The following is a 14,629-nucleotide window of genomic DNA, read 5'->3' on the forward strand; positions in this document are numbered from 1 at the left end:
GTTTATTCCTCCCATGTGATCTTACCTTTCTTACGGAGTTTTCCTAAAATATAACGCTCTATTTTACGATTTAACTTTGTGATTTTCCCGTCAGTTTGTACGATGGGGACGACTAGTATGGTATAGAGCCCTGCCATATTTCCACCAAGAATATCGGTCATTAGCTGATCGCCAATGACAACCACCTGTTTTTTTTCAAGCTTCATTTGTTTAGCGGCAGTTTTAAAAGCTCTTTTCAAAGGTTTTCTAGCACTGTACAAGAAAGGAGCAGACAGTGGCTCACAGAAGAATTGTACCCTTTCTTGATTATTATTGGAAACAATTGTTATTTTTATATCGTGTGCTTTCATTCGTTCAAACCATTCAGTCACTTCTACCGTTGCCTCTTTTTGATTCCAGGCAACAAGTGTATTATCCAAATCAGTAATGATACCTTTGATCCCGTTTCTTTTCAAATCCTCAGGCTGGATCTCGAAAATGGATTTCACATGTTGGTTCGGCAAAAATAAATTTAACAATTAATCTACATCCCGTCTATTAGTTCGTATAAAAGTACATACTAATCCTATTATAAATCTTCGAGAAGATAAAGTGAAACTTTCATTGTCCTGCACAATATTGGTCTTTCGAACGGTCAACAATTGCATTGGCGATTAATATTTTCATGTTTGCTAAAAATTCCAGTTTTTCAAAGGATATCTCTTGTAACATTATGTATAAACAGCGGTTTTCTTGAAGAATCGTTCGACAAATTACTGCAAATTTCGAATTGTGGATAACTTTATCAACATTATTCACCTTGAAATACCAATATTTACTTTACTTTTCACTGTTGTGTTCACAAGTTATCAACATCCTATTGTAGACAAACTCGCCTTGTTTACCCTACTGAATCGTGTTAAATTATTAGTAGTTTTAAAGACTTAAATGAAGCAAACATTGAAAATGTTATTGAATACCGCTGTTTTAAGTATACAGGCAGAAACATCATATTTCTTGTACTATTTTGCCGCATAGCACTATTCATATAGGAGGGCTGAAAAATGGCAATGGAGTGCTTATCGAATGAACTGCTTCTGGATTCTTATCACAAAGCAAATGAATTAAAATTGAGCCCCGATTTCATTTTATTGATAAAAAAAGAAATCGAGAAAAGAAATTTAGCTCATAAAGTACATGCAATTGCCGAATAAAACATAAAATGAAACTGACATTCAGCGCGATTCATTTACGCTGAATGTCAGTAAAACACTCTGGTAATTACCGCGGCTTCCTCTGACAGCTGAGGAAAAGAGTCTACAATGCTTATACCGCTAATCAATTTCCCGCCAAAACCTGTCGCTTCCCTGCAGACAGGTTTTTTAGCATAGAAACAAACATCAACTCATCCGTCATGACTGCCCCCAGTCCAGCTCTTCTTTAGCAGGACCTGATATATAACCAAGAAGGAGAAAAGTATAGGGACAGACACATGACAAGATATGCCCACATACACTCTTATTATAGGCTGGTTGCCTAATCAAACAGGAGGTGTATGTGTTTGTCCGCTATTTTAAGCGCGCTGGCAGTGTTAATCAAAGAAGCATTATTCTTCGTATCATACGTGAAAAATCACGCTTTCCCACAACCACTGTCTCCTGAAGAAGAAGCAAAATATATTGCTGAAATGCAAAACAACAGCGAAGAGGCAAGAAATAAACTCATCGAGCATAATTTGAGACTTGTCGCGCATATCGTGAAAAAGTTTGAAAATACTGGCGAAGATATGGAGGATTTGATTTCCATCGGTACAATCGGGCTTATCAAAGGAATCGAAAGCTATTCCGTCGGCAAGGGAACAAAACTTGCTACATATGCTGCTAGATGTATTGAGAATGAAATTCTAATGTCTACAGGGCACTACAAGGCAAACTAAAAAGTAAGCACATTGACAGTTTCCGGATCAACGACTTCCACTTCACGAATAATCATTCGTAACAGCTTTTGTCTCTGCTCCACTTTCAGATTTGTTCCCTTCACAGTCAAATAATACTTAACAGCCTCTTCTAATGCATAAACACTTTTCTCTGTTCTGTTTTCTTCTATTATATTGTGGTTCAACTCGTCAAGTTTTTTCTGAAGTTTTTTTTCCTCCTTCTGCAGCTCTCTCATTTTCTCCTTGATCTCTTCCATGTCAATTTCATCATCCTCTGTAATACTTACCAAATTGAGCAACCTTTTTCGTCCATTTCTAGATTTAGTGACTCTTTCTTCTAGGTGCTTTATTTCATCCTGCACATATGTTTTTTGTGGCGCATCTTTATGTTCGTTTAGTTTTTCGGGATTATCCAAAAGTTCTACAACCATTGGCCAGACTATGTTATTTAATTTATTTTCCGACATCATTCGACCGCAACCCTTGTCTTTAGCACCAGCATAGTTCCTCCTGCATTCATATACGTAATGGTCTTTTCCGTGTGACTTTCTTTTCCTTCCGGTCATGGTACCACCACAACGTCCACAACGGACCATGCCAGATAATAGATATTGGTGATGTATTTGCGATGTATGTCTTCTCTTTATTTGTCCTAGTAATGTTTGTGCATAGTCAAATTGCTTTTGTTCAATAACTTGTGGGATTTTGCTTTCAACCCATTCCTCCTTTGGTCTGATCCTGCCTTTTTTATATTCTTCTCCAGCCTGTTTTTTGACGTAATCTCCAACTGTATCGTATTTGTTCTGATAATATGTACCTGTGTATGATTCATTCAACAAAATTTGTCTTACTACTTGACGATGCCATACCCTGCCGCCCTTTTTGGTTGGGATACCTATTTCAGTCAAATGATGCGCAATGCCGTTGATTCCTCTGAGTGGAGAATTTGGGTCGGTAAAATAATTGAAAATCATTTGAACAGTTTTTGCTTCCTTTTCATTAACAATGTAGGTTTTCTTTTCTCTATCATAATCGTATCCATACAATTTGTTATTTTTCACCACAAAACCTTGCTTTGCCTTACGATATCGTCCGGTCATTGTATTATGCTTAATTTTAGCCTTGTCAAATTCTGAAAAAGCACCACGCACCTGAAAATAAAGTTGACCTTCTGCATCGTTCTTATAATCACTTTTAACAAATGCCAATGTGACATTATGCTTTCCTAGCTTTTCAGTAATTAATAATTGGTTAAGCAGTTTCCTTGATAGCCGATCTGGGTCATAACAAATAACTTTGGTGACTAAACCTTTCTCTACATCTTCCAGAAGTCTGGTCAACTGTGGGCGGTTTAGTATTTCCCCAGTGTAGCCATCGTCAATATATTTAAGGACTTTTTCTGTCTTTGCAAGTTCAATACAATCTTCAATCTGTCCCTCTACGCTGTACCCCTTTAACTGTTCCTCCGTTGACACCCTTACATAAATCGCAATCATCTTTTTCTTCAAACTCCTTCCTATATAATTGCAACAAATATTCATAGCAAGAATTTATATTTTTTTCGAAATAAGGACCTTTTATAATTTTTACGTTCATGATGCATCACTCCCCCATTTAATGGGTATGTGATAGCTGTTTGTCCCTATTCATGAACGTTTGTTCTTATTATAGCATAAAAATAGGGGGGCTAATCTCCTTCTTCGTAATATCCTGCCTTTGTAAATCTTTTATAAAGAAAGCTTATTCTCCATTTAAAACAGATATTCATCTTAACTCATATGGTCCATACCTTAATAAATTTTAAATTTAATTCCTTACTTATTACATGCAGCCGATAGTTTATCTTTTCGTAAATCAGATAAAGTGTACCAAATTAATGTTGGATGATTGTGGAACTGCTGAAACATGGCATTGAAAAGACTCTTATATTTTTTAATCTTATCCTGGTTGTTGCGCATCGTTTGTTCATTATCAATTTCAACAAAATAAACACCCCTTTATCTTTAAACAACGCATCAGAAACAATCTGATTATCTCCCCACATGGCCGGTACTTCAATACGCCAGCTTTTTGGCATACCCAGCTTTAAAACAGATCATTCCGCATTAAAGTGTGAGTGATCCAAGAGCGCTTTAATTCTTTGTTACTCCCAACGTGTTGCTGACCCTTACTGGATAGCCGATCATCCCACCAATCCGGAACTTGCGAGCCTATTCCTAATAGCATAATAGCATACTATCACCCCTTCGATTTCATATTCTAGCAATGAACAACGGTTTGCCATATGCAGAAGTTAAAATATCAATGGTTTGAGCAATCAAGACAAGCATGTAATTTCCATATCAATTAAAAGAAGAAGCGAAAGCAGATGAGTTTAAGGGTTTCGAATTCGCATATACAACCGACTCAATAAATGTATATACATTCATTTACCACTTATGTATAATTTTTTTACCTTTTTTGGTGAATTATTTTTATTTAAAGGATTTAATTGCTTGTCCGTAGAATTTATAATATAGGTGATGAAACGGTGAAATTAGTCATAGGTGAATTAATTGAAAAAAGCGGATTGAAGAAGAAGTATATTTGTGAGCAACTGCAGATAACCAGGCACACATTGAAAAATTGGATTGAAGGCAAGACCTTCCCCAGACTCGACCAGGCTGTCCAACTCGCTGACCTGTTACAATGTAAGGTAGACGATCTATACGAAAGGGATTCAAATGATTAACTTTCCGGAAGAAGATGAAAAGATCCTGAAAAGGAATCTGTTTTTATCGAAAGCAATCAAACAGATTGAAGAAGATAAAGCATGTTTCGAAGATGCTCCACTGAAGATCAACGACCTTTATGTGGACATGTTGGACAGGATGTTAACAGCCGCCAAGGATGAGCGCAGGGAATTAACTAAGACTATGCAGGATAACAACTTGAAGTATGTATTTCGAGATGAGGACAGGTTATATACGGGTTACGAGTTTTTCAGTAATGCTAAGCATAAAGAAGTAAGATATTTTAATCCGATGATATTAAAACATACAAAGGATGTTATTGGAAAATTGATGCAGAAGGACGGGGAGCCCCACAGGCCTGAGGGCTTTTCGGTTTATTTTTATTCAACAATCGCGCCCGTTTCTTAATCAAAGGTTTTTTTATTTGCCCATCTATAAAGCCATATCAAAGGAATAATAACAACAAACGGCAATCCAATGATTAGAAACAAAAAAGGTATAATATATGCACTTCCGCTAAAAATACCAAAAAAATCATTAATGTCCGTTTCCACACCAGAAAGAACAGCATCAGATACAATCCTAGCTAAAAAGATCATAAAAAAACCAGAAATACTTAGTTTAAGACCGAAATTAAATGCTCTGTACAACATAGAAATTCTCCTTTAATTTAACAGAATTAATCACCTATAAGATTAGCATATTTTACAAAAAAAGTAATTATTTAATTGTAAAAAAAGATGGAGAACAACACTGTTGGGTTTTCAATCAATCTATTTTTCGATAGATTACAGAGAAAAGTTGACACCTCACCTTTTAATATCAGCATGCAGCCGCAGCACCAAGGGCTAATTAATTTCGTGATTTTATCCTGCCAATTAATAAACCCACCGAGATTAGAATAATAATTGCCATTCCTTATTTTTTAATTGTAACAAACAATATATGCTATTGGAAACTGATAATACTTGGACCACAATTACATATAAATAACATTTTATGATAAAATAAATTACGTAATACTCTCGTTATAATAAAGATACTCATATTGAAGGAGATAAAATTTCATGCTTTCAAATATTGGTGTACCTGGGCTTATTTTGATCTTGGTAGTTGCATTAATCGTCTTTGGACCAAGTAAACTTCCGGAGATTGGCAAGTCTGTAGGACAAGCATTATCAGAGTTTAAAAAATCAGCACAGCAAATAATGAGCGATGAGAAAAAAGATAATGACGATAATGATTCAAAAGGCTAATGACAGGAATCAGGAATGGGGAGGGATTAGAATGAAGGAAAACAAACAATTGGATAAACACATCAATGAAAAAGACCAACTTGACAAAAGTGATTCTTTTACAGCTAATTTTTTTGTAATTGCTTTGTTTGCGGGACTTGTTATAGCCGGAATTGTGTTCTCTGGAGTAGCGAGTTAAGGTAGAAGTGAAAGCCCCTACATGAGTGAGGGCTTTTTTACTTTTATTAAACAATTGCGCCCGATAGTTGAAAAGGTCATATTCCAGACATTCCTGCAATTATAACAAAGGTAGTCCAAAGAAAACCACAAATTAATATAATAAATGTCGCTATCCCCAACATTGACAGTCCAAATATTAAATTTCCTTTCACGTTTACTTTCCTAGTAATTGCTACGACTATGAAAACTATACCCATCAACCAAATAAAATAAGTGAAAGCAACTCCAACCCAATACCAAGTCAAATCATTTCCCCAGTATGCCATACTTTGAAATGCACTACTCATTAAAAATACGCCTATTGCACATAACAGCGATAAAAACACAAAAAATTGTTTCGTTTTGATTAAGTTCATCTCATTTCCCCTTTTACTTATGCCATAAAATGGCCCAATTCTTGAATACTGATATGCAGCAAATGCTCCCGATTGTTTAAGATTTTCTTTTACCTGTTGCGAACATCCCAATGATTAAAATAATAATACCTATAACTCCTCCTAGGAAATAAGAAATATAAAAAGCCGAATCTCGTATTAAGCGAATTAAAAATGATCCGCCAAAACCAATGGTCACAATAATACCAATGGTCAATAGCAAACTCTTCATGGTTTCGCCTCCCCATTAAACACTGTTCAATAATCTGCCCTGTTTACGAATTATTAGTATTTAATTTACTGTATATCTTATATACAATGCTGCCAAAAGTAAACTTAATAATGAGATAATAATAGCAACTATTTGGCTGAATGTCTTAATTACTCCTGTCAGATGTAACTTATCATTAATCACATAATTCGCTAATTGAATTAAACCAAACACAATACCACCGAGACCGCCAACGCAAATAAGATCAAAATGACTTGTGATATCGTGAGTTTTCTTAATTTTTTTATGCTACCATCACTAATTGAAAAGCATATATAAGACAATGGAAGTAACAACAAGTACCAACTTGCATAACTAAATGCAATCTAAGAAATCCCAATTACTAAAAGTAGAATCCATCCGATTATGTTAAATGCTTTTCTGTTCATTTTTCCTTTCGACCTTTCCTTTCTAACCCTTATACAATCTAGCCCGTTAATTGAATAACCCTATATCACTTTTATCCTCAATAACTATATTCGACATTTAGCGATGAATTCCTGCATGAATCAAACATTCCACTCCAATGATTATAAATACGCGAAGGATGTTATTGCGGAATTGATGCAGATGCTTGACCACGAACCTTGTCGAGAGAATATCCTTACAAAGCATAGATCTAAAGCATTATAATCAAGCTGGTACATAAAACATTAAAAACAAATCGACTGAAAGGACGTGACTCAAAGTCACAGGTCTAAGGAACACGCTATGATGGCTGGGCTGCAGAATAGGAGTGAACATGCAGAAGTTAGACGCTGAATGGATGGAACTCATTATTACTGCGAAACAATTAGGGTTGAATAAAGAGGGTGTAAGAGAGTTTTTAAAAGAGAAGTTATACAATCACAATGAAGGATAGCCCCCACAGATGTGAAGGCTTGTTCTATTCCATCAATAGCAGAACCGAATAAGCATTTTAACAGAATATAAAAGAACAGCATTACTTTTATTTCTAGGGTATTAGTTTCTTCTATAAAACGGTATCTTTTCGTATTCAAAAACTTTATGTTTTTTTATTTTATATTCGTAGCTTTGTAATTTGTTTTCAGTTCGCAACACAACTCTGCCACCATATTTTTCTCCATGGGGTTCCTTAAAGTTATAGTTACCTTTTACTGATATGATATCTTTATCTTGATAGCCTTTTTCTTCTTTTAGATAGTTTAACATAATGTTTTCTACATCATTAATTTTTTTTGGATTACCATAAAAAATTAGAAGATAACCGCTCCGTATACTGAACACTAAGAGAATAATTGCTAAAATTGCAACTAATGTCTTTTTCATTTTATCACCTGAATTTTTTGTTTGTATCAAGTTAGCTTAAAAGAACTTGTTATAAATCTCCCTTACCAATTAGACCTTTTTTATATACCAATTTAGGCTTCGCGGACGAAAGATATACTCTACTGTTTAAAAAGTTATACGGTGGCCAAATTGTAAGTTTGCCTTCCATAGCAGCTTCTACTGGAAAAATCCCTTGTGTATGTAATGCATAAATTTGCCAAACAAGTTTAGAGCAATACGTGTAATGGTTATCTAATAAATTATTAGTTATTTTATATGGAACTTTCGCACCATCCCATGTTTTAGCAAAAGAAGCTGCATCTCTAGCTGCTTTTACGTTGCCAATTCTCACAACTTTAGTGGTGCTTCGATCTGAGAACCAAGATTTCAAATTATAGATTTTAGGAAAATATCCTGGACCTTTAGTTTCTAGGTATCTATTTTTATCCACCACAATCCCTGCATGTCCTAAAATACCGCTTGATGATGTATCACTTGTCACCAATATATCGCCAGGTTTTGCTTCTGTGCCATTGGGGTAATTATATGCCAATGCAGGGGTAACAAAACATGACAAAAAAACCACACAAAACAAAAGAATTCTTTTTCCCATTATTTTAGACTCCTTCTCTTAATAATATAGATAGATTTTCTGCTCTCCTTTCTGTTTTTCTAGGAACATTATTTTTTCTCACAAATCAAAATATAACATATAAAATAGAAACTGTATATTGGGAAAGTCAATGATGATGGAATCCATCATGAAAAAAATAGTCTAAAAGCACGTATTAGCTCGCTTATTTTTTGCCCTTTGAATGGTGAGCCCTCACTCATGTGAGGGCTATTTTATTTCACTCTTAATTTTTGACCAATCTTTATCAAATTCACGTCGGAAAGTTTATTCCAAGATTTTATCTGTGCTTGTGTGCTGCCATACTTAGCAGCCAGCCCCGACACTGTATCTCCTGACTTTACCACATGATATTTCTTAGCCGTTGCTTTCTTCTTGGGTGAAGATCCGGTTACTTTTATTTTTTGACCAGCGTATATCTTATTTGCATTCTTAATGCCATTTAAGCTGACCAGCTTGTTAACAGTAGTTCCATACTTTTTGGCAATACCGGACAGCGTGTCTCCCGATTTGATTATATAAGTTGATGCTTTGGCAGCAGGTTTTGAAGCTGCTTTCTTTGCTTTCAACTTCAATTTTTGTCCTACCTTGATAACATTTTTATTCTTAATCCTATTCCACTTAACCAGGTTGGCCACACTAACGCCAGACCTTGCAGCTATCTCGCTTAAGGTATCACCAGACTTTACCGTATATGTGGCACCAGTAATTTTATTGCTTACTTGCTTCGAACCGGTTTGTGTTTTAGGTTTGTCTACATGTTGGACAATCTCGCTCCACGCTCCAGGCGCTTTCTTAATATCGTTTCTATCAATGGCAACACCAGCTACAACAATGTCATTTTGGTATTGGTGCATGTGGATGAAACCAGCAATTCTGCCACCACTCCAAGCATAGGTTTGCCAATAATAGTCGCATAAGCCTTTAACAGCTTGGATGACATCAAAAGAGCCATACATACCCACCTTATAATCCTTTAAGGTTGCTTTTAAGGTTTTGACATAACTTTTAATTGCAGGCATATGCTTTTGCTCTGCCCCAAAATCTACAGCAAAATAAATAGCCGACCCTGTAGGCTGGCCGACTGTTTTTGCATATTTCTCTGCTTCTTTTGCATCTAATTTCGCTTGGCTCTCGGTATGGTACCCTGCATAGTTGGCACTCTTTTGAAAGATGCTTATTAATTTCAGCCCAGCGTTTTGAATAGCTTGCGCTTCTGCTTTATCAAATGTTTTCCAGTTGTTACCCAGATACCTGGCTACATAGTCGAATCCTTGTTGCTTTAACCTCTTTGCACTTGCCGCCGTTAGTTTGGTGGCGCAATCGAATCCTTTTGTCATTTTTCATCGTCTCCTTTTTCTGAAGTGAATTCTTCTCTGACTTCTTCTGGAAGTGTTTTGCTACTGTTTTCGATATTTTTTAGCTTTTCGGCCAGACCAGTTGGTACAAGAACACCAACGTCAGCTAAATTTTCAATGATAGATAAGCCTTCATTCGTCAAATAAAAAAGAACAGTCGCATATGCAACCATCCCATTTAAATCCAACACCTGATCCACTACATTTGCCAAGATGATAACAACCAATACAAGCACTTTTCTGGCATAGCCAAACAGCGATTTCCGACTCCAAAGATTACGGTTTTTCCAAGCTTTGAACAATCCGGTTACGATGTCCAGTGCCATCAGCAGCAACAACAAATGTAAAAATTTTACTTCTCCGAATAAATACAGTCTAGCAGCTTCTAAATGTTCCAAATTAAAACCTCCCACGCAATCATCTCCTTATTCATATTTGATTGACCCCCTTTAAACATTATCTATCTCGTACCATATAAATAAACCGTCACAGATATCCCATGACGGCTAGGGCAGTGTACGCTGCCCTTTTTTTGTATTAAAAAAGCACCTCGTGTAGGGTGCTTAATTATCTTTTTGGTTTGCAGAAATAAATTTATAGTCATTAGAATTAAGTTTGGAGTCATTGAAACCTGCATCTTTCCTCATCTCCAATATTGTTGTGGCATATCTTTGTTGAAGTATTTCCTGTGTATCACTTGCCAACAATGCATCTATAAAATTATTTAATGAGTTCATTACCTCATCTGATGCCCATAAATGCATAGTGTCAAAGTTTTTAAAAAAGTCGTTCATAGAAACTTTTTGTTCATTTTCAAAAAGCGCCCTCATCGAAACCGCCATTTTTTCATATACTCCTCTTTTTCTTAACAGTAAATCATTTTGGTCGTAATGGATATTTCTTAATCTTTCTAATTCGAAGCTCCCTTTTTGTCTAAGTTTCTCTAATTCTTCTTGATATACTTTCTTTTCTTTCTCAATTATTCTTTTTGCCCATAATTTACCTAGCCATCTTGATAATCCAAGAAGAACAACAGTTGATCCGCCGAAAGATAAGATTATAGCTCCAGCAGTTTCAAAAATAATTTTAGCTCCCATTTAACCCCTCCCAAATACTACATTCGACAAGAAGGGACAAAAGTCCTGCATTCAACATAAAAAATGAACAACCTATTAATCCTTGATAAGCTACTCACCTTAATCATTAAACTCTTTCATCTTCTCTTCTAGTTCTTTCATGATGGTTTTTGTTTCAGATTCCAGTCTTCTAACTTTGACCGCTGAATCCAACATTTCGCCTTCTTTAGCTTTTAGTTCATTTCTTAGTTTATTGATATCTTCATATATGGGATCCATAATCTTCCCCTCCAGCCTTTATATCGACAGGAGGGAGAATGTATTCAAATAAAAATAACGCCAATTAGGCGCTAATCAAATCTTCTCGACCTTCTGCTTTCAAAAGCGCTCGTACATCTTCTCTCCAAATGCCAGGAACACGTTTGAATGTCCAGTTACCTTCAATGATCTCTGTCGCAAACAGCATAGCCAACATTTACTCACCTCCTTCAAGTGCCGCGATTCTTTCGGCTAGTTCTAGTATTGCAATTGACCGGACTTCCTCTTTCGACGGCTTCTTTTTATCGTTTTCCTCAAGTAGCTCTTTATTACGTTCTTCGTCAAAGATAAGATTACCTTCCACGTATTTCCAAGCATGGGAGTCACTTTCAAAGAAATCATGACCCATGTCGATTTCTAGCTCGACCTCATCATCTTTTGAACGAGTGCTTCCCCAACCGTCCACATAACCCTTGTCATCACTCTCAAAATATATTTTTACCATTCATACACACCTCTCAGTGCTAGAACACTGTTTTTGTCGTTGTTGTTGTAGCTTCTTCCTACAAATGATTCGTTCTTGATGTACAGATACTTATACACTGCATTTGAATCCCGTTGTAAGTTAACGATGACACCCATACTATTGTTAAACCAAGCGTGGAGCTTAGGAATGAACGTGTATTGGAAGTTATGTTGCTTCAACCCGTCTCCTTTATCGTATCCGGACCATTCCAAAACCCACCCATTCTGACAATCCATAAGCGCCTTGCTGGGAGTAATTGTCTGTGTTTCCGTAGGATACCTCTCACCGCTCCATAAAGATTGCTGCTGGAAATCGATTAAATACTTACCTTTCGTGATTTCCCAAATACTATCCTCCGGTTGATAAACCGCAGCATGTTCATCGGCAATCATTTGCACACCATCGCACTGTACCCAATTGCTGTCTCCTCCGGAGATAATAACTTCTAAAGAGTCCCCGATACCAAATGATGATGGTACTTCAAATGTTGTGGCGTGCCGTTCAAATGCGTAATCATCGCGAACCCTATCAAAAGTAGAATTAACAATTTTACTTTGACGTGTACCAGCTGCGTTAATGTGCCATATTTCAATTCGAGGAATACCACCATCTAGTTTCCACTGTCGTTTAAAATGTGCTGAAACAGTGTATTTAGAACCCGCTCCCACACCGTCAAACACGTATTGTCTAACATAATGAGCATTCCGAACAACAATCGCTTTATCGCCGAATATCGGTAAGCCATCTTTACTTGCGGGTCCAAACTGTACGGCTACTTTCGGGCTTCCCACAGTTTCCCAGTTTGTCTTATCATAGGGATCATTATCTATACCGTGGTCAATCCAGTTATGCTCAACACTATCACTCTGCAAATCATCGGCCGTTTTAACAAGTTCAAACGAGTGGTCTTTAATGACGTTTCTTTTTGGAGTGACACTGTACAGGGTGGATGTATGGTCATCCTGTATTTTCAAGTCGTCATTTAGTACAGACACTTTGCCGAATGTACCACTAGCGCCTTCTAGATCACCAGCGTATTTTGCGTTTCCCTTTGTATCGAAATAAAGAACATCTTCCCATGGGGCTGTCTTGCTTGCCCGACGTTGGGTGACATAACCCAGCGTGCTATTCATGACAGTACGAACCAGACCATCACCACGGGCTGTCATGAAACCTTCTTGATTCGTGATAGAAACCCCGTTATAGTCCTTACCTTGCATAATACCGTTAGCTTCAATAAAATCCTCTGCATCGTTTAAAGCATCAATATAGGCAGCTTCAGAAACTTCGGTTGCATGTTCTTTGGCGTTTTTTTCCGCTTGATCGGCTTTCTTATCGGTGTATGCTTGTTTATCTTCTGGTGCAGAATCATAAGCACTGGCAACATTACCTTCTTCAAGCTGTGGCTCAAACATAGAAAACTTGGTTGTCGTTCCTTCTGGTTTTGAATTGTCGTAACGGATATACAACCTTGTTTCTATAAGATACTTGTCACCGGTTTTGAAGTGTATTTCGCATTTTTGGTAGTTGTTCGTTACTTTTTGGCTTACAAAAGTACCACCCATTGAAGTTCTTCCTGAGCCGTCAGAATCGTATTCCCAAGGAACAAAATAGATATTGTCAATTCCAGTTCCGTGATAAATCCACGCTGAAAACACATATTCCGTATTAGGTTTTAGAGTCAGATAGTGGTTTCCATTTTCTTGTGGATTCAAGACATATTCTTTTGAACTGCCATCGACTTTCGACCAATATCTCAGTGTCTTCCTTCCGTCAAAAGGACTTCCGACCAAGTTAACCGTTGTTATTTCCGGTGTACCAGCACTTTTCGTGTACCAGTAGTTTGATAAAACATCTTTAATATCCACTGTTTCATAATCTGTGATTGGCCATAAGTTTCTGCCCCCGGGCTTGACGTTGTCATACAATGGGGACCACGTGTAGTCAACAGGGTTATTGCTTTCCGTTGCGCTCGTCTTGTTATACGCCAACCCCAAATACCTTTTGTCATCTGGACTGTCGCTCATGCCATTTCCTTTATCATCATCGGCATATTTAACCCAGGTAAAGCGGGGCTGTCCATCCTTCCCCGGTTCACCCGGAACACCTTTGTCACCTTCTATTTTTGCCCACTCATAATCAGCATACTTGGTTGATTTAGTTGGTGTCGTTTTATTATAAGCCAGACCAATATACTTCTTGCCGTCCGGGCTATCTGACATACCCGATGTCGGTGTATCGGCATATTTAACCCAAGTATATAGTGTTTGACCATCTTTCCCCGGAGGACCTTGCACGCCTTCTGGACCTGGTTCGCCATCCTCGCCGTCAAACACGTTACTTATCGTGATTCTACCGATTGACATCGTTGTTCCGCCCTGTGAAACTTCAACTTGATACGTCGCTTTTTCGCCGATATCAGATGCTGCCACACTGACTAATTTCCCCGAAGCATTCCAACCGCTTACAGGTACGCCGCGTTTATCTCGCTTTGTCCAGTAGTAGTTATAGATGGAAGCGTCTTGGTCAACTTCTTCACCGGACAAGAACGTTTTAACAGTTAATTCTGTTTCCCCTTCACCGTTTTTAAACACGTCACCAGCACTGGATAAAACCGTTACACTGATAAGCCTTGCCAATTTGCGGCGGATCTCCGCTTGCAGCTCCTTCCAGATTGAACGAATTTCTTCTTCGGTGTATTCGATATAATCGCCAAGTGTAAC

At 37.2% G+C, this 14,629-nt stretch carries 20 protein-coding genes, 1 pseudogene and 1 riboswitch; of the genes and pseudogenes, 7 read left to right on the top strand and 14 right to left on the bottom strand.

Features of this window, described 5'->3' with window-relative positions:
• Window positions 1-2: 2 nt before the first annotated feature.
• On the bottom strand, window positions 3-518 hold the full coding sequence (locus tag ACFSMW_RS05890; protein ID WP_390353827.1) for a YqeG family HAD IIIA-type phosphatase: 516 nt from the start codon (window positions 516-518) through the stop codon (window positions 3-5).
• A gap of 531 nt (window positions 519-1,049) precedes the next feature.
• On the opposite strand from ACFSMW_RS05890, the gene sda reads away from it, so the two are divergent.
• Window positions 1,050-1,193, top strand: a complete 144-nt coding sequence (gene sda, locus ACFSMW_RS05895) for a sporulation histidine kinase inhibitor Sda (protein ID WP_390353945.1) — start codon at window positions 1,050-1,052, stop codon at window positions 1,191-1,193.
• 347 nt (window positions 1,194-1,540) lie between these two features.
• Window positions 1,541-1,888 (top strand): annotated as a pseudogene (locus ACFSMW_RS05900) (sigma-70 family RNA polymerase sigma factor); the annotation flags it as partial.
• Between the two features lie 23 nt (window positions 1,889-1,911).
• On the opposite strand, the gene ACFSMW_RS05905 reads toward ACFSMW_RS05900, so the two are convergent.
• On the bottom strand, window positions 1,912-3,411 hold the full coding sequence (locus ACFSMW_RS05905; RefSeq protein WP_390353828.1) for a recombinase family protein: 1,500 nt from the start codon (window positions 3,409-3,411) through the stop codon (window positions 1,912-1,914).
• A gap of 1,034 nt (window positions 3,412-4,445) precedes the next feature.
• Between ACFSMW_RS05905 and ACFSMW_RS05910 the strand changes: the two genes are divergently transcribed.
• Together ACFSMW_RS05910 and ACFSMW_RS05915 are read left to right on the top strand one after the other, a co-directional pair.
• Complete coding sequence (locus ACFSMW_RS05910; RefSeq protein ID WP_390353830.1) at window positions 4,446-4,646, top strand: helix-turn-helix transcriptional regulator; 201 nt, start codon at window positions 4,446-4,448, stop codon at window positions 4,644-4,646.
• Window positions 4,639-5,055: a YhjD family protein gene (locus tag ACFSMW_RS05915; protein ID WP_390353832.1), complete on the top strand. Its 417-nt coding sequence runs from the start codon at window positions 4,639-4,641 to the stop codon at window positions 5,053-5,055. The genes ACFSMW_RS05910 and ACFSMW_RS05915 overlap by 8 nt, the downstream gene beginning before the upstream one ends.
• Here ACFSMW_RS05915 and ACFSMW_RS05920 read toward each other — a convergent pair.
• The gene (locus ACFSMW_RS05920) at window positions 5,052-5,300 is read right to left on the bottom strand and encodes a hypothetical protein (protein WP_390353834.1); all 249 of its coding nucleotides are present in this window, start codon (window positions 5,298-5,300) and stop codon (window positions 5,052-5,054) included. The genes ACFSMW_RS05915 and ACFSMW_RS05920 overlap by 4 nt on opposite strands.
• 414 nt (window positions 5,301-5,714) lie before the next feature.
• On the opposite strand from ACFSMW_RS05920, the gene ACFSMW_RS05925 reads away from it, so the two are divergent.
• Together ACFSMW_RS05925 and ACFSMW_RS05930 are read left to right on the top strand one after the other, a co-directional pair.
• Window positions 5,715-5,903, top strand: coding sequence for a twin-arginine translocase TatA/TatE family subunit (locus ACFSMW_RS05925; protein ID WP_390353836.1), 189 nt, complete (start codon window positions 5,715-5,717; stop codon window positions 5,901-5,903).
• A 31-nt stretch (window positions 5,904-5,934) separates the two neighbouring features.
• Entirely contained in the window at window positions 5,935-6,081 is a 147-nt protein-coding gene (locus ACFSMW_RS05930; protein ID WP_390353838.1) for a hypothetical protein, read from the top strand.
• A gap of 76 nt (window positions 6,082-6,157) precedes the next feature.
• Here ACFSMW_RS05930 and ACFSMW_RS05935 read toward each other — a convergent pair whose 3' ends face one another.
• Both ACFSMW_RS05935 and ACFSMW_RS05940 read right to left on the bottom strand, forming a co-directional pair.
• Window positions 6,158-6,478 (bottom strand): hypothetical protein, encoded by a 321-nt coding sequence (locus tag ACFSMW_RS05935; RefSeq protein WP_390353840.1) that lies wholly within the window; start codon window positions 6,476-6,478, stop codon window positions 6,158-6,160.
• Between the two features lie 76 nt (window positions 6,479-6,554).
• Window positions 6,555-6,728, bottom strand: a complete 174-nt coding sequence (locus ACFSMW_RS05940; protein WP_390353842.1) for a hypothetical protein — start codon at window positions 6,726-6,728, stop codon at window positions 6,555-6,557.
• Between the two features lie 687 nt (window positions 6,729-7,415).
• Window positions 7,416-7,498, top strand: a riboswitch (cyclic di-GMP riboswitch).
• An 11-nt stretch (window positions 7,499-7,509) separates the two neighbouring features.
• On the opposite strand from ACFSMW_RS05940, the gene sinI reads away from it, so the two are divergent.
• Window positions 7,510-7,629: a DNA-binding anti-repressor SinI gene (gene sinI / locus ACFSMW_RS05945; RefSeq protein ID WP_390353844.1), complete on the top strand. Its 120-nt coding sequence runs from the start codon at window positions 7,510-7,512 to the stop codon at window positions 7,627-7,629.
• Between the two features lie 101 nt (window positions 7,630-7,730).
• Here the strand turns inward: sinI and ACFSMW_RS05950 are convergent, their stop codons facing one another.
• The 9 genes from ACFSMW_RS05950 to ACFSMW_RS05990 form a co-directional block, all read right to left on the bottom strand.
• Window positions 7,731-8,057 carry a hypothetical protein gene (locus tag ACFSMW_RS05950; protein ID WP_390353846.1) on the bottom strand — a complete coding sequence of 109 codons (327 nt, stop codon included), beginning with the start codon at window positions 8,055-8,057 and terminating at the stop codon, window positions 7,731-7,733.
• 49 nt (window positions 8,058-8,106) lie between these two features.
• Window positions 8,107-8,670: a YiiX/YebB-like N1pC/P60 family cysteine hydrolase gene (locus tag ACFSMW_RS05955; protein WP_390353847.1), complete on the bottom strand. Its 564-nt coding sequence runs from the start codon at window positions 8,668-8,670 to the stop codon at window positions 8,107-8,109.
• Window positions 8,671-8,903: 233 nt separating this feature from the next.
• A complete protein-coding gene (locus tag ACFSMW_RS05960; RefSeq protein WP_390353848.1) occupies window positions 8,904-10,028 on the bottom strand; it encodes a LysM peptidoglycan-binding domain-containing protein in 1,125 nt (374 codons plus the stop codon).
• Window positions 10,025-10,444 carry a phage holin family protein gene (locus ACFSMW_RS05965; protein WP_390353850.1) on the bottom strand — a complete coding sequence of 140 codons (420 nt, stop codon included), beginning with the start codon at window positions 10,442-10,444 and terminating at the stop codon, window positions 10,025-10,027. Before ACFSMW_RS05965 ends, ACFSMW_RS05960 begins: the two co-directional genes overlap by 4 nt.
• 165 nt (window positions 10,445-10,609) lie before the next feature.
• Window positions 10,610-11,143, bottom strand: coding sequence for an HMG-box domain-containing protein (locus tag ACFSMW_RS05970; protein ID WP_390353852.1), 534 nt, complete (start codon window positions 11,141-11,143; stop codon window positions 10,610-10,612).
• A 99-nt stretch (window positions 11,144-11,242) separates the two neighbouring features.
• On the bottom strand, window positions 11,243-11,401 hold the full coding sequence (locus ACFSMW_RS05975) for a hypothetical protein (RefSeq protein WP_390353854.1): 159 nt from the start codon (window positions 11,399-11,401) through the stop codon (window positions 11,243-11,245).
• Between the two features lie 64 nt (window positions 11,402-11,465).
• A complete protein-coding gene (locus ACFSMW_RS05980) occupies window positions 11,466-11,597 on the bottom strand; it encodes a CD1375 family protein (protein WP_390353856.1) in 132 nt (43 codons plus the stop codon).
• Window positions 11,598-11,885 carry a hypothetical protein gene (locus ACFSMW_RS05985; RefSeq protein WP_390353857.1) on the bottom strand — a complete coding sequence of 96 codons (288 nt, stop codon included), beginning with the start codon at window positions 11,883-11,885 and terminating at the stop codon, window positions 11,598-11,600.
• Window positions 11,879-14,629, bottom strand: a 2,751-nt coding sequence (locus ACFSMW_RS05990; protein ID WP_390353859.1) for a hypothetical protein, incomplete at its 5' end; no start/stop codon positions are given. The genes ACFSMW_RS05985 and ACFSMW_RS05990, both read right to left, overlap by 7 nt.

This window comes from Tigheibacillus halophilus, assembly GCF_042683165.1.
Taxonomy (GTDB): Bacteria; Bacillota; Bacilli; order Bacillales; family Amphibacillaceae; genus Tigheibacillus; species Tigheibacillus halophilus.

What these genes read in the sequence shown, in the direction of transcription:
- ACFSMW_RS05955 (WP_390353847.1), bottom strand. Translation starts at nt 8,670, where the DNA reads ATGGGAAAAAGAATTCTTTTGTTTTGTGTGGTTTTTTTGTCATGTTTT.
- ACFSMW_RS05930 (WP_390353838.1), top strand. Translation starts at nt 5,935, where the DNA reads ATGAAGGAAAACAAACAATTGGATAAACACATCAATGAAAAAGACCAA.
- ACFSMW_RS05925 (WP_390353836.1), top strand. Translation starts at nt 5,715, where the DNA reads ATGCTTTCAAATATTGGTGTACCTGGGCTTATTTTGATCTTGGTAGTT.
- ACFSMW_RS05970 (WP_390353852.1), bottom strand. Translation starts at nt 11,143, where the DNA reads ATGGGAGCTAAAATTATTTTTGAAACTGCTGGAGCTATAATCTTATCT.
- ACFSMW_RS05980 (WP_390353856.1), bottom strand. Translation starts at nt 11,597, where the DNA reads ATGTTGGCTATGCTGTTTGCGACAGAGATCATTGAAGGTAACTGGACA.
- ACFSMW_RS05975 (WP_390353854.1), bottom strand. Translation starts at nt 11,401, where the DNA reads ATGGATCCCATATATGAAGATATCAATAAACTAAGAAATGAACTAAAA.
- sda (WP_390353945.1), top strand. Translation starts at nt 1,050, where the DNA reads ATGGAGTGCTTATCGAATGAACTGCTTCTGGATTCTTATCACAAAGCA.
- ACFSMW_RS05960 (WP_390353848.1), bottom strand. Translation starts at nt 10,028, where the DNA reads ATGACAAAAGGATTCGATTGCGCCACCAAACTAACGGCGGCAAGTGCA.
- ACFSMW_RS05950 (WP_390353846.1), bottom strand. Translation starts at nt 8,057, where the DNA reads ATGAAAAAGACATTAGTTGCAATTTTAGCAATTATTCTCTTAGTGTTC.
- sinI (WP_390353844.1), top strand. Translation starts at nt 7,510, where the DNA reads ATGCAGAAGTTAGACGCTGAATGGATGGAACTCATTATTACTGCGAAA.
- ACFSMW_RS05915 (WP_390353832.1), top strand. Translation starts at nt 4,639, where the DNA reads ATGATTAACTTTCCGGAAGAAGATGAAAAGATCCTGAAAAGGAATCTG.
- ACFSMW_RS05935 (WP_390353840.1), bottom strand. Translation starts at nt 6,478, where the DNA reads ATGAACTTAATCAAAACGAAACAATTTTTTGTGTTTTTATCGCTGTTA.
- ACFSMW_RS05920 (WP_390353834.1), bottom strand. Translation starts at nt 5,300, where the DNA reads ATGTTGTACAGAGCATTTAATTTCGGTCTTAAACTAAGTATTTCTGGT.
- ACFSMW_RS05940 (WP_390353842.1), bottom strand. Translation starts at nt 6,728, where the DNA reads ATGAAGAGTTTGCTATTGACCATTGGTATTATTGTGACCATTGGTTTT.
- ACFSMW_RS05905 (WP_390353828.1), bottom strand. Translation starts at nt 3,411, where the DNA reads ATGATTGCGATTTATGTAAGGGTGTCAACGGAGGAACAGTTAAAGGGG.
- ACFSMW_RS05985 (WP_390353857.1), bottom strand. Translation starts at nt 11,885, where the DNA reads ATGGTAAAAATATATTTTGAGAGTGATGACAAGGGTTATGTGGACGGT.